General features: G+C 71.1%; 12 protein-coding genes. 5 read left to right on the forward strand and 7 right to left on the reverse strand.

Translation table 11 applies throughout. The annotated features are described in order from the left end of the window. Positions 1-13 precede the first annotated feature (13 nt). Together NRK68_RS35580 and NRK68_RS35585 are read right to left on the reverse strand one after the other, a co-directional pair. The gene (locus NRK68_RS35580) at positions 14-1336 is read right to left on the reverse strand and encodes a hypothetical protein (RefSeq protein ID WP_257858305.1); all 1323 of its coding nucleotides are present in this window, start codon (positions 1334-1336) and stop codon (positions 14-16) included. 902 nt (positions 1337-2238) lie between these two features. Beyond that, positions 2239-2931 carry a hypothetical protein gene (locus NRK68_RS35585; protein WP_183068826.1) on the reverse strand — a complete coding sequence of 231 codons (693 nt, stop codon included), beginning with the start codon at positions 2929-2931 and terminating at the stop codon, positions 2239-2241. 211 nt (positions 2932-3142) lie between these two features. Here NRK68_RS35585 and NRK68_RS35590 point away from each other — a divergent pair, with 211 nt between their 5' ends. Further along, positions 3143-3592 (forward strand): hypothetical protein, encoded by a 450-nt coding sequence (locus NRK68_RS35590; protein ID WP_257858306.1) that lies wholly within the window; start codon positions 3143-3145, stop codon positions 3590-3592. An 89-nt stretch (positions 3593-3681) separates the two neighbouring features. Here NRK68_RS35590 and NRK68_RS35595 read toward each other — a convergent pair whose 3' ends face one another. Beyond that, positions 3682-3972 (reverse strand): hypothetical protein, encoded by a 291-nt coding sequence (locus NRK68_RS35595; protein ID WP_257858307.1) that lies wholly within the window; start codon positions 3970-3972, stop codon positions 3682-3684. A 381-nt stretch (positions 3973-4353) separates the two neighbouring features. Here NRK68_RS35595 and NRK68_RS35600 point away from each other — a divergent pair, with 381 nt between their 5' ends. After that, complete coding sequence (locus tag NRK68_RS35600; RefSeq protein WP_257858308.1) at positions 4354-5106, forward strand: hypothetical protein; 753 nt, start codon at positions 4354-4356, stop codon at positions 5104-5106. Between the two features lie 188 nt (positions 5107-5294). Here the strand turns inward: NRK68_RS35600 and NRK68_RS35605 are convergent, their stop codons facing one another. Then, complete coding sequence (locus NRK68_RS35605) at positions 5295-5555, reverse strand: hypothetical protein (protein WP_257858309.1); 261 nt, start codon at positions 5553-5555, stop codon at positions 5295-5297. A 141-nt stretch (positions 5556-5696) separates the two neighbouring features. Here NRK68_RS35605 and NRK68_RS35610 point away from each other — a divergent pair, with 141 nt between their 5' ends. From NRK68_RS35610 to NRK68_RS35620, 3 genes are all read left to right on the forward strand, one after another. After that, positions 5697-6353 carry a hypothetical protein gene (locus tag NRK68_RS35610; protein WP_257858310.1) on the forward strand — a complete coding sequence of 219 codons (657 nt, stop codon included), beginning with the start codon at positions 5697-5699 and terminating at the stop codon, positions 6351-6353. 382 nt (positions 6354-6735) lie between these two features. Beyond that, positions 6736-8037, forward strand: a complete 1302-nt coding sequence (locus NRK68_RS35615) for a Vps62-related protein (protein WP_308296354.1) — start codon at positions 6736-6738, stop codon at positions 8035-8037. Between the two features lie 259 nt (positions 8038-8296). Continuing rightward, complete coding sequence (locus NRK68_RS35620) at positions 8297-9307, forward strand: quinone oxidoreductase family protein (protein ID WP_183068819.1); 1011 nt, start codon at positions 8297-8299, stop codon at positions 9305-9307. A gap of 204 nt (positions 9308-9511) precedes the next feature. Here the strand turns inward: NRK68_RS35620 and NRK68_RS35625 are convergent, their stop codons facing one another. The 3 genes from NRK68_RS35625 to NRK68_RS35635 form a co-directional block, all read right to left on the reverse strand. Further along, positions 9512-10870, reverse strand: coding sequence for an eCIS core domain-containing protein (locus tag NRK68_RS35625; RefSeq protein ID WP_308296355.1), 1359 nt, complete (start codon positions 10868-10870; stop codon positions 9512-9514). 357 nt (positions 10871-11227) lie between these two features. After that, positions 11228-11800 carry a DUF4262 domain-containing protein gene (locus tag NRK68_RS35630; RefSeq protein WP_183068817.1) on the reverse strand — a complete coding sequence of 191 codons (573 nt, stop codon included), beginning with the start codon at positions 11798-11800 and terminating at the stop codon, positions 11228-11230. 185 nt (positions 11801-11985) lie between these two features. Further along, on the reverse strand, positions 11986-13443 hold the full coding sequence (locus tag NRK68_RS35635) for an NF041680 family putative transposase (RefSeq protein ID WP_257857822.1): 1458 nt from the start codon (positions 13441-13443) through the stop codon (positions 11986-11988). Positions 13444-13470: the final 27 nt, after the last annotated feature.

Below are 13470 nucleotides of genomic sequence, written 5' to 3' on the forward strand. Positions count from 1 at the left end.
GGGCCGCAGGGGATCAGAAGCGGTGGACGGGGGCGGTGCCGTCCGTCCAGTGCCAGTTCACCGGCGCGTGCTGCCGCTTCAGCGCGTTGCGCCCGGGGCCGTAGTCCTTCAGGGCGGCCCGTACCGCGTCCTCCAGTTCGCAGAGGTCCTCCGGCACCGGCACCCTGAGCAGCAGGTGCTGCTTCTGGTGCACGAGGAGCAGCTCGCCGGCGGGGGAACAGCCCATCAGGAGGAAGTGGGTGAGCGCCTTGAACGGGGCGTCTGCGGTGCGGATCCGGGAGCGCAGTTGCCCCTCGGCGTCCCAGGCGTACAGGCCGTAGCGGTTGAGGTGGAAGGCCCGGGCTCGGTACGGATCGCCGACGACTGTCCAGTAGGACCCGGTGAACGGACTGTCCTCGTACCGGTGCATTCCCTGCAGCTTCCCGCGTTCCGTGCCCTGCCCGTCGAGCAGGAGGAACGAGAACACCTGTCCGCGGCTGCCCGACCGGTAGGTCTTCCCGAAGACGGGGACGACGAACAGGTCGTCGCCCATCGCTGCGGGGCGGCCCATCCGGCAGCCCGTGTAGTCGTAGCGGGTTCGGTCGTCCGTGGACACCATCTCGGTGAGTGAAGGGGACGGCCGGTTCGTGCCGGCGACGGGCGCGCCGTCGTACTGGACGTGGGGGTACCGGTCGGCCTCCGTCTGCCGGTCGGATCGCGCGTCGTGCGTCGCGATGGCCCGCAGAGTGGCCTTCGATCCGGGGCTGAGCGTGCTGCCCGGCTCGGAGAGCGCGACAAGGTTGGGTACCTTCCCGGCCCAGTTGCTCACCCCGTACTCGGCCACCGCGCACAGCAGTCGGCCGGACGGCGTGACGTCGATCGACATGGCGTACGGATCGCCCGTCCGCTGCTTCTCCTCCTGCCAGCCCCAGGGCGACTGCCAGGACTCCACGAGCCGGCTCAGATCGGCGGAGAACAGGTGGGTGTTCCCCGGCTTGGAACTGACCGCCACCGTCCCGTCGGGGAGAACGGCCAGGTTGAATTCCGATCCCTGGGCGAGTCCGGTCGGGACGTTGCCCCGCGTGCCCCCGCCGTACAGGGCCGTGGCGGTGGGTGTCCCGTCCGGGTCGTACCGGGTGATCACGTGGTACGTGAAGTCCATCTGGAACGGGTCGGAGGACGCGTCGCCCCGCGCCCGATAGCGAACCGCCCCGGACAGCGCGTACGTCGCTCCGGCCGCGGTGGCGGCGACGTCGTACGTCGTGAACGCCCACCCCTCGGAGTGTTTGGCGGTCAGGTCGACGAGGTGCTCACCCACGACGGCGGCGGGCAGGGTCAAAGGAAGAAGCGCAGTCATGATCACTATCCTCCTCAGGGCCACTGACAGCGGTGCGGAGGGGTGCGACGCTGCCGTCCGGCTGCTCACAGGGGGACGAGTGCGTGCGCGCTGCCACGGGGACCGGGTGGGAAGGAACCCTCGGGACATGCGCCAGACATCCCTGAAGCTCGCACCCTGACTGGTTGGTTGTCACCCCTGTCCATGCCTGGGACGCCTGGCTGGGCTGAGACCAGCAGTGTGGCGTCAAGCCCGACGGCTCGATGAGCAACCCGTGCGGGGATGCAGAATGAGCTTGCGATTTAGCCCTCGGAGTCCGGCGGGGCAGGTTCGGTTCCAGCGGCGAGGGTGAGACCTGGGCGGTCCATGCCCAGCCCAGGGCGCCCGAGGGGGATCCCGGCTCACCTCGACGTCGGTGTCGTGGAAGTCTCGCGCGAGTTCCGTCACCATCCGGGCCGCCGCAGCTCGCGCGTCTTGTGGGTCGGTGTTGATTGGCACGTCCAGACACCCGCAGAGCATGCCGCCTTCCATGGTGAGGAGGCTGTGGCGCCAGCCCTCTGGCGTCGCCGACAGCACGATCCCCCTTGGGAATGCCCCAGTCTGGCCGCCGCTTCTTCTCCTTCTTACGTCTCACCCTGCGGTTGTCCAACATTGTCGGGGTCGTGGCGATAAGGCCGGGTGGCAGCTCACCTTGCCGACTGGTCCGGTCAGGGGTTGCCTGTCGCCGGTGGTCGGGCGTGGGACCGCAGCCGCAGTGCCTCGGCGTCCCGCGCGCCGCCCGCCGCGCTACTCCCAGCCCACCTGGCGGTTCCGGCTCGCGCACGCACGAGCCGTCCCACTCGGGCCCGGGCGTGTGGAGATCGAAAACGCGCCGTCGCAGGTCACGTTCGACGGTCGCCGCCCGCGCAGGCCGGACCGGCGGGTCAGGCGACGGTGGCCGCGTAGTGGTCGGCGTACGCCTGGAGGCGGGGAGCGAGCCGCCCCTGCGAGTCTGCGGAGTTGAGCTGCATCCACAGCTCGTTCTCCACGACGAAGCGGTACGCGAACTCCTCGAAGGAGCCGGCGCACCGTATGAGCGAGCCGGCGGCGGCCTCCTGGAACCCGTCTGCCCCCTCCTGTGCCGCCCAGGCCTCGGCGGACTCCAGCTCCAGGTGCGAGCACACCACGGACGCCTCCCCCGAGGGCCGCAGGTACAGGTACCAGATGACGCAGTCCTGCTGGTCCCGCAGGAACCGCACGAGACGGGCGCCCTCCTCGGCCGGGCTGCGCAGGGCCGGGGACAGATCGGTCCAACAGGCCGTCACCGACACCTCGTCGAAGGCGCGGCACAGTCGCTCGTCGCGGTAGAACGCGGCGAAGTCCGAGGGCAGCGTGAGTCCGGCCGCCGCCAGCTCCCCTTCGAGGGCCGCCAGGTGTGCCGCGTGCTCCGACGGCCTGCCACTCACGCCGTCCATCCACCCGAACCCGCCGTCGAGTCCCACGGCGTCCAGCCGGGGCAGGCTGTCCAGCGGGTAGACCTCGTAGGTGGAGTCGCAGGGGCGGAACCGGCCCAGGTCGGTGGCGCACCAGCCGGTGGGGAAGCGGACGGACGCGGTGTCGGACTCGGCAACGGACATGGGAAACCCCTCGTGGTGATGCTGGATCAGTGGTACGCGTCCATCCTGCCGCCGGCCACTGACATCGGCCGCGCCCCCGGCCGCCCCGCCGTCCGGGGAAGGGGGAAGGTCGCACGTCGCGCACACGAAGACCACCGCGTCGCCCGCCCCGGCCGCGTCCGTGGTGGGGGCGGGGCAGGGCGGGCGTCGCCGGGCGGGCTGGTCCCGTCCGGTGCGGCGGACCCGCCCGGGCCGTGCGGCGCCGTGGTCACGTGCGTGGGCGGCGGGCTGGGGTGCGCGGCTCTCGCGCTGGTTCCTGCCCACGTACCTGACCGGCCGGGTGGGCGGGCGTGGTCGCCAGGTGCTCGTCCCGCGGCTGCTGCTGTACCCGCTGCTCGCCTGGTGGAGCCTGCTGCACCGGATCGGGACGCCGGCCGGGGTCGAGGCCGGACGCCGCATGTGCCTCCACCCCCGCAGCCGCGCCCTGGCCGCGCTCGCCGCCGCGACCTGGCTCCCCTCCGGCGACCTCCACCACTACGCCCACTCCCCCGCGCACCCCGGGCTGCGCTGGGACGACCTCCCGGTCCTGGAACTGCACCTGCCCGCACCCCACTTCACACCGGCCGCGCTCTTCGCCGGGCAGGCGTCGGTCGTACGACGCCACCGCGCAGCACCGACCTGACACCCCCGCTCACGCCGACGGCGGGCTGCACACCGGTTTCCGGTGTGCAGCCCGCCGTTTCGTTTCAGTACACGTCGCGCCGTGTGGTGCTACCGGCCGAGGATCATGGCGAGTGCGGCTACAAGTCCGAGGTGCGCAACGACCAGCAGCAGCCACCCTCCGACCCCCGTACGCCAGCGGTTGCGTGCCAGCGTCTGCCATTCGAAGGCGAGGCACCCGAGGGTGACGGCCAGCAGAGGTATCCAGAGCAGGGCCCACCAGGACCAGACGCCGCCGAAGCGGAGCACGGCACACGTCGCTCCGGTCAGCAGGAGGGCCAGTTCCCAGGAAGGCGTTCCGTGCGCGGCATCGGTGTGTTCGGTGGTGGAGGGGTTGTTCATCGCTGACGCCTTTCGTGTGTCGATACGTCCGGAGAGCGCGGGCGCGAATGCTGGTGAGACGCACAGGTCGCAAAACCCGCTGAGCGAGTGCCGGTAGGAACGCATAAGGTGCGCGTACCGCGGCGGGGAGCTGTAGAGCAGAGGTCGACGCGCCCCCTTGCCAGGAGCGAGGACGCCGGTTCGAATCCGGCCTCCCCGCGGCCGGCGCCGCCGAGGGCTCGCACCTGGGCGTGCCGCTGTCGGCGACGCGCCCGCCGGTGGCACTGCACGGAAGCCGTGCCCGAACACAGCAGCCCCGCGCAAGCGGGGACCCGCGTCTCGCTGGGATTCCGGTGCGGGTAGCCTCCGCCTGATCATCCACATCGTGCCCGGGGACAGACCATGCCAATACGTTTTACACTGCGGGCTTCCGGCGGGCCGGCTCTCGTGGCCGTCGCCGCACTGGCCGTCGTCGGCTGCGGGGCGGGTCCTGAGAAGCCTGCGTCCGAGCTCGCGCCCCCCGAGCCCGCCTCCGCATCCGCCTCCGCCTCCGTCTCCCCTTCCGCCCTGGCCTCCGCGAGCCGCCCGCTGACCGCCGAACAGCTGGTGTCGGCCGCGCTGCCGCAGGAGAGCCCGGATGAGGACTGGCATCCCGTCTCCGTCCGTGAGCCCCAGGTCAGCGACCGGGACTATCAGGTCTCCGATCCTGCCTGCCGGCAGCTGCTGGCAGCCGCCCATGCCCGGCGTCCCTCCCAGCCGGCTCCGGCCGTGGTGGGCCAGACGTTCAACTGGGAGGACGACAATGGCGGCGCATCCACCCTCGCCTCGTACGGGAACTCCGGCGCAGTGGCGGTGTTCGCGGAGGTCCGCGAGGGTCTGAGCACCTGCCGGTACTACGAGAGCCCGGCCCCCACCACGACCTATAAAGGCACGGTCACAGTCGGTCCCGCCCCGCGGCTCGGGGACGAAGCGGTGCAGTTCGAGATCACCGCCCCGACCGAGGTGGGCCCGCACGTCACCCAGTACACGGTGGTCCGTACCGGAAGCGTCATCGCCACCTTCACCAAACTGTCGGTCGGCGGCCGCGACATACGCGCCTTCCCGCCCGCCATGATCGCCCAGCAGATCTCTCTCCTCCAGCAGGCACAAAGCTGAACCCCACGCGCCTGGGCCGGCGTGTCCCGCAGCATGCCGGTGAGCCGGCGGCAGGCTGCGACGAGCAGAGAGTCCATGGCCGTGGTGTCTTGCTGCGTCGTGACACGGGACGGCCGGCCAAGGGCCGACCCGCACCCGCACCCGCCGGGCCGGCCTGCCCCCATCCCGGGCCCCAGGGCACTCTGCGTTCACGGGCGCGGGTAGCCGTGGCTCGGGCACGGGAGTCCGGCGACGCCATGGAGGACGAGCCGCTCGGACTCAGGCCGCTCCCCCGCCGTGCCGGCACGGACGGCGACGGCGTCGTCGACCGCCCGCAGCAGCCTCGGCGAACGCTCCCGGTCCGCCTCCTGGTCCGCCTCCCGGTCCGCCTCCCGGCGGGCCGGGCACCCAGGCCGCCCAGCGGTGTCGTCGGCCGTGTCCCGCAGCACTCGAACCACCGTGCCTGTCATCGCCGGGCTCCTGCGTCACCACCGTGTCCCGGTGCTGTAAGGGAACTGGGCTCGGGGCACCAGCCCGCCCGGTCGGCGCACTAGCGTGCGGCCATTGGGCCCAGCGGCCCAGCCGACCACCACACCCCGGGAGACTCCGCCATGTCCATCGTTGGTCCCCGCACCCTCCTCGCCACGATCGCGCTGGCAGCCGCGCTGACGCTGACCGCCTGCGACCCCGCGGCCGAAGCCGAAGCCCCTCCCGCTCCTCCCGCTCCTTCCGCCGCCTCCGCCACTGTCCCCGAGCCCGCCTCCTCCCCCTCGCACTCCTCCTCGCCCGCCGGTTCGGGCAAGCACACGCTGGCCGAAGCCGCCACCGCCGGCGGGCTCACCAAGGCCACTGGTGCCGACGCGGTATCCGACGTCCCCATTGACCCGGGCGAGATGCGTGAGGGCATGCACCTGGTGGTCGCTGACTACAACCGGGCCGGGCAGACCTCCGGCCGCCGCATCCTTTTCGTCGGCGTCGACAGCGTTCCCGAGGACCCGGACAAGCGTCGCGAGCACCTTTGGCGCGGCCTGATCGACTACGCGCTGCAGAACGGTTCCACCGGCACCCCCACCACCGCGAAGCCGTACCAGCCCGGCCCATTCGGCGGATCCCTCGAGTGCCTCAGCCTGCCGGAGTCCGCCAGCACCACCGACGTCATCTGCGGCTGGTCCGACACGACCACCGCTGCCGTCGCACTCTTCCCCCGCACGACCCCGGCCGACGCTGCCCGCCTCTTCGCCGCCATGCGCGCCGACCTCGAACACTGACCGCCCCGTCTTCCGCACCCCCATGGCAGGGCGTCGCGCAGGCGGCGGCGCCGCCGGGTGGCGACGGAGCGGTCGCTGAGGGGGCGGCTGTACTGGGTGTGGACGTGGCTCTGGTCGACGGGGTAGATCTCCGTGCGGTTGCCGCGGGCGTTGTTGTCGAGGGGGCGGACCTGCCAGCCCGAGCGGATCAGGTTCTTCCGTCGGCGCCACCGGTACGCCGCGTCGATCCGCTCCCGGCTCGCCGCGGACGGCGTGGCCTGCCCCGCGTCCAGGAGCGCAGTACTGGGCCGCCGCCGCGGTCGTTGCGCCCGGCGTGCTTCCGTGCGCGTGGGGGATGCGCCCCGCCGGTGGAGTGAAGGCGGTCCAGGCGCCCGGGATACCCATGGCCGAATTGGATCAAGGAATTTCCACAATCCCGGTCAAAGGAGACTTCGTGGAAAAATCAATGGTTTTCGGTGAGCTGGAACTGGCCTTCACCGACCAGTACATCTGGCGATGGGATGACGAGGACACGGGTGGCAAGCACTGGGTGAGCTTCTGGCACCCCAAGCCCCCGCAGGGCTTCCACGCACTCGGGACGGTCGCGCTGCCGGCGTGGGGATCGGACAACCTGAACCCCAAGACCCCCAACACCAAGGTCAAGGAACACATTGTCTCGCTGTGCGTGAAGAACGGTCCGGCCGAGGCGAGCCAGGGCAAGAAGCCTCCGCTGGCACACCCCGAGGACTACACCGTCGTGTGGAAGGACGTGGGCAGCGGCGGCAAGCACTACGGTGCGTGCTGGCGGCCTGTCGCACCCGGCGGATACGTGGCGCTGGGGTGCGTCATGTCGGAGAACACCTACGACAAGCCCGCGCTGACGGACGTGATGTGCGTGCGGGAGGACCTCACGCACACGGCGGACCTGAAGTGGATCTACGAGGACAAGGGCACCGGCGCCAAGGACTACTTCAGCGTGTGGGCGAACCAGGTGCCGCCTGCCTACCAGGACGGGCGCGACGGCGGCCACCGGGCGCTGGTGGCGCCGAACACCTTCACTGCGGCATCCAGCTGGGACGAGCCCTCGCGCGGGGCGCCGGAGCGGCGGGTGCTGTGCATCGAGATGCCGGTGGAGGAGAAGCCGCATCCGGACGGTTTCCCGAAGCTGACCGGCAGGGTGCGGCCGGCCGACCGGACGCCGGAGACGACGGTCAACGTGGTGTGGGTGCCGTTCATGGCCGTGAAGGACGACGACAAGTCGGCGTCCTGGAAGCTCGCCAACTCCCCGTTCTACCGGATCGAACGGCGGGCCTCGTGGTACATGCACCGGTTCTCCAACAACACCACCAGCGCCTCGCAGTCCATCTCGGAAACGGTGACGGTCGGCGTGGAGAAGGACAGGAGCGACACTTTCAGCGCTGAAGTCGGCATCTCCGTCAGCGCACAGGTCGGCGTCAGCTCAGGCGTCGCCAGCGCCTCGGTCACCACCACCTACAGCCTGGCGCTGGGTTACTCCCGCAGCACCGCCACCAAGAACCTCGAACACAAGTCGGTGACCCACAATCTGACGGTGCCCCCGAACAAGGCAGCCGCCATGTGGGTCGGCGACCACACCATCCAGGTCACCCGCCAGGACGGCACCCACGTCGGCACACCCCTCACCTTCCACGGAGACAGCACCCACTTCGACGAGTTCCCCGACTGACCGGCTCCCTCAGGCCTGTCAGACACCGCCGCGGCCGCAGGTCGTCGGCCGCGGCGGGCGGGCGCCGGCGCGCCCCCTCCTGGCCGTGGGAGCGGGCATCACGCCGCAGGCCGACCCTTGACGGCCTCGGGTCTCCTGTCCCGGATCCGGGTGCAAAGCAGGCGTCTCAGCTCTCGGCGGGGGCGGCGGGCCGGTCTGCTCGCCGGGAATCGGTTCGCCCTCAACGGGGTTGGGGGGATGAGCCGTTATCGGAGGGGTCATGCGAGCGATTCAGGTGTACGAAGTGGGCGGTCCCGAGGTGCTGCAGGAGGCCGAGGTGGACCAGCCGCGGCCGGGTCCGGGCGAGGCGGTCGTGGAGGTCGCCGCATCCGGGGTCAACTTCCTCGACGTCTACCACCGCGAAGGCCGGTACAGCCTCCCGCTGCCCTTCACCCCGGGCGCTGAGGGCGCCGGCACGGTCGTCGAAGTCGGACCCGGCGTGGCTGACGTCGCAGTCGGGGACCGGGTCGGTTGGGTGGAGATTCCCGGCACGTATGCCGAGCGGGCCGTCGTGGACTCCTCCCGGCTGGTGCCGCTGCCCGACGACATCGGCTTCGAGACCGCTGCCGCCGTGCTCCTCCAGGGCATGACCGCGCACTATCTCGTCAAGGACGCCTACCCGGTTCAGGGGGGCGACACGGTGCTCGTGCATGCGGCCGCTGGTGGCATGGGGCTGCTTCTGACCCAGCTCATCACCCATCTCGGCGGCAGGGTGATCGGCACGACGTCGACGGCGGCGAAGGCCGAGCTGGCGAAGCGTGCCGGGGCCGCTGAGGTGATCCTTTCCTCCGCGGTCGACGGTCTCGCGGCCGAGGTGAGGCGGCTCAACGGCGGTCAGGGACTGCCGGTTGTCTTCGACGGCGTCGGCGCGCACACCTTCGACGCGAGCCTCGCCAGCCTGCGACCTCGCGGCCATCTCGTGCTCTTCGGCGCGGCGAGTGGTGCCGTGCCTGCGTTCGATCCGATGCGGCTCGCCCGCGGCGGTTCCCTGACCCTGATCCGGCCCAGCCTCGGGGACTTCATCGCCGACCGGTCCGAACTGCTCCGACGGGCCGCCGATGTGTTCGAGTGGGTGCGCTCCAAGGCGCTCGAGGTCACCGTAACGGGCCGCTACGCGTTGTCCGAGGCCGCCCAGGCCCACAGCGATCTGGAGGCTCGGCGTACCACCGGCAAGCTGCTCGTCGTACCCGATGCGGCCGCTGCTGGACGCCGCGGGGAGACGCAGAGCTGATCGCGGGTGGCGAGGTCGGGGATCTTGGAGACCGAGATGTCGAGGGCACGACCGACCGTCATCGCCGAGATCCCCGACAGCGTCAGGCACTCAGCAGGCCAAGATCAACTTCTGTCGGGTTTCCGGCGTATCCGGGTCACACCCCGTCGAGATCCCTCAGCCGAGACCTGGCTCACCCGTCCCCGACTTCCCGGGACAGAACACCTAGGCGACGTTCGGGTTGGCCGGCTGTTCTGAGCCCGCCGTCACCCGGCGGCCCTTGCCGCGCTTGACGAGGACCACTGTCTTCATGGTGACCCCCGGGTAGTTCGGGGTGTAGTACGCGCCCGTCCAGTAGTCGTGGAAGGAGGCCACCGTGCCGATCGTGTACGTCATCGGGTTCGCGGACGTCTGGCCGCTTCCGGCGAAGGCCTCCATCGTCACCGTGTCCTGGCCGTCCATGCCCACCACCGCTGCGGCGTGATACTGCGACATGATCTGTTCCCCGGGGTTCATGGCGAGCATCAGGTAGGACTGTCCCACCACCGGGCTGGCGTCGCGGTCCGTCGCCCCCTGGAAGTCGCCTGCGCGGTCGCGGTTCTGCTCGTCCGACATGCCGAAGGCCTTGAGCCCGGCGCTCGTACGGACGTTGCTGTTCGCGCCGTCGGCCAGCTCTCCGACGGCGTTGTGCATGATCTCCTCCGCCGTGTGGAGGCAGTCGTCCAGGATGTTCCGCGCCAGCTCGTGCTCCTGGTACAGCTCCGTGCCGCCGAAGAGGGCCTGCTGCGCCGTGCTTGTCGGGCGCAGGGCCGGGGAGTAGGACCCCGCGGGCGCGCTGACGCGGATCCAGATCGATGTGGCGTTGCCGTTCGGGACGGCGAAGACGCCGTTCGCCGAGACCGTCATGGGCTGCTGGTTCGGGCCGGGCTGTGCCGCCCAGCGCTGGACCGACTCCTGGGCCGCCCGCCGGCCGGCCCGGCCCGCCTCCTGTGCGTGCTGCTCGGTCCTCGGCGCCGCCCCGCTCATGGCGCGGCGGGCGTTGCTCTCCGCCTCCCGCTCGAAGCGGTCGGAGGGGTCGGAGACCCGCAGGCCCGCTCCGTTGTCCGTACCGGCCACGGGGCCCTGGCGCTGCTGGATCACGTGGGTGAGTTCGTGGGCGAGCGTGAGCTTGTCGGCGCCGCCCTCCCCGATCACCACGTGGTTCCCACTGGTGTACGCCCGAGCGCCCACCTCGGCCGCCGACGCCTTCGCCGCGCTGTCGTCGTGGATGCGGACGTCGGAGAAGTCGGCGCCCAGCCGGCTCTCCATGTCCGCGCGCGTGCTGCCGTCCAGCGGTCTGCCGCCGGCCCGCACCACGTCGTGGACGGCCGAGCGCTGGACCGGCGCCTCCTCCGCCTCGTGGCCGCACCCCGCACCGTGCCGGTGCGGCTGCTGCTTCAGACGCTGGACGACCACAGCGTTCCCCACCGTCGCCTGCAGCCCGAGGAGCCCGGAGGCCTGTGCGGGTGGTGCGGTGACCGGCCTGCGGACCCTCGACCGGGCGTCCTCGGTGGCGTTCGACCTGCCCTTCGCGTGGTCCTGCACTGGCGCTTCCTTCGTCGGAGAATCGGAGCCGTACGTGATGCCTGTGTCCTGCGTACGTCTCGCGTACGTCCTTGTCCTGGATACGCCGGGCGACCCCGCGGACGCCAGGTACCCGAGGGCAGACTCGACCGGCCGTGAGGGCAGTCTCAGTTCCTCCTGAAGAACTCGACCTCCGCCGGCGCCACATGTCATCCCCGTGCATGAGGCGGTGCCCCTTGTCCTCGGCGCCGCTCGCAGCGTGGGCGCGACGGCTCGGAGTCGGGGCCGGACGACCGTCCGGTACGCAGGGAGACTCGAACCCTGTCGCCGCCCTGGGCACCTGCGCCTGTCTCTTCGGCTCCTGCCCGGTGGCAGGGCTCAGTCCTCGGCAGCCTCGTCGGTCCAGATCCCGGTCGGGTGCTCGCCGACCGGGAGCCACAGGCTGGGCTGCGCGCGGCAGCCCGGGCTGGCGTGCTCGTCCGACGGCCAGCGGTGATCCCGGTCGGGCCAGACCAGCTGGACGAAAGGGACCGGAGTCCGGCGGTAGAAACCGACGGCCGTACCGAGCAGAGGGCGGTGCCAACTGACATCGACGGGGTGGAGCCGGACCTCGTACCCCTCGATGACGCCTGGGAGCAGCGTGCCGGGCTCTGCCGCGGCCCCGTCGCGCAGGGCGGCGGCAGCGTCATTGACCCAATGCATCAGCCCCTCGAGCTCCAACCCGAACATGGCGACCTCGGGGATCCGGTAGGAATGCCACAGGCCGACGGTGAAGGCCCAGTCCGGTATGTCCTCACCGCCGACACCCACGACGTGCCAGCCGTACTTGCGGACGTCTGCCATCACCCGGGCCCAGCGCTTCTTCCGCTGCCGGCGTGTTCGGAAGGTCGCCGCGGCTGCGGGATCGCACAGCGTGCAGGGGCACGACGAGGACATGGTCAGGTCGGTCACCCGGGCATCCAAGCAGATCAGGATCGGCTGCCCGCCGTGCGGGGCGCCACGGGGGCGGCCACGGGGCCCACGGCGCCACGGCACCTGCATGGGGCGGCGCGGCCCCCGCCGGGTCGCGCCGCGAGTCCCTGGCCCGGGCGGCCCGAACCGAAGCGGACCTTCCGCAACATCCTTTAGCTTGATCTTTAACCTGTGCGGCGTGGGCGAGGAGTCGTTGGCTTTTTCGTTTTCGGTTTCGTGGTGTCGGGTTTGCGGACTGTGTGCACGTCGTGTCGTGGGGTGGGCCGAGTGTTCTTGCGGCCTGGTGGCCTGCCGGGGCCGGGGCGGGAGGGTTTCGGTGCACCGGCCGGGCAGGTGGTCTTCGGGCGGATGTGCCGGAAGTCTCGGCGGACGCGGGCGGGCGTGAGGCGTTCGACGGGTGCGGGCTTCTCCCAGGGCCGACGCAGGTCGGCTGCCAGTGGCCGGGCGAGACGGAGCTGGGTGTAGGCGGCGAGGACCAGCCAGGTCCACCGGTCCCCCGCCTCGGGGGTGCGGATCTTCGGAGAGGTCCAGCCGAGGGTCTGCTTGAACAGGCGGAAGGTGTGCTCGATGTCGAAACGCCGCAGGTATGCCTGCCAGAGGCGGTCGACGTCAGCTGCCTCCGCGTCGGTGCCGGACCACCACAGCCAGACCGGCTTGGGGGTTGCTCCGCTGGGCAGGTGGTCGATGTCCAGACGGATCACCGTCCCCTCGACGATCGGGAGGGTGCCGTCTGCTCCGGCCCAGGAAGATCGGTGGGTCAGCTTGGGGTGGAGCCGGTCCCAGCATCGGGCGTTGGCGGTGCCGTATAGGCGCGTGTCGGTGACGGACTCGGCGTCCGGGGTGCCCCAGGTGTCGGGCTGCCCGAAGACGAACTCGCTGCCGTGCCGGGGAGGGCGCCCCATGATGTGGGGCTGTCGTGGTGGGGCGGCTCTGCGCAGGACACGGTCCGAGCGCATCCGTGCCAGGACCTGGACCGGCAGGTCCCGCAGGAGGTGGGCCAGGCGGGGCGCGTCGTATCCGGCGTCCGCGACGACGAGGACTTCCGGGTCACCGACCTGCCACTGGCCTGCGGTGATCAGCCGCTCGATCAGCTCGCGCAACTGTCGGGCGGTGATGGTGGCCGTGTCGTCCCCGGGTGCCAGACGCAACGCGTCCAGCGGGGCGGTCCACGAGCTGCGGCCGGGCTCCAGCGCGCAGATGATCGAGTACGGCCAGCCGGGGACGGGAATGTGCTGGTCTTTGCCCCGTCCGTAGGTGTGGCACAGGATCCGCTGGGGTGAGGTGTGGGCGTCGGGCCGCAGCCAGCAGGTCACGTCCACGGCCAGTACCAGCCGCCCGTCGGCGGCCCGCGGAAGCGGCACCGAGGCCAGGACCTGCCGCATCCGGTCCGCGTCGAGCCGGCCCTGGGCGAGCGCGGCATAAAGCCCTCCGTGACCGCGCCGGTGTTCACCTACCAGTGACAGCTCGGCCAGTGATCGCACCGGCCCGTCGCCGCACAGAACCGCGTCGGCCAACTCGAACAGCGCGTCCGAACGAGCGGTGAGACAGGAGTAGAACTCGCCCCGGAAGCGTGACAGTTCCGCCAACGGCTCCCGCCGGCCATCACGATGCAGCAGACTCATCCCCACGGCCTTCGCGCTGGACATGTG

It is taken from the genome of Streptomyces yangpuensis (assembly GCF_024666385.1).
GTDB classification, from domain to species: Bacteria; Actinomycetota; Actinomycetes; order Streptomycetales; family Streptomycetaceae; genus Streptomyces; species Streptomyces yangpuensis.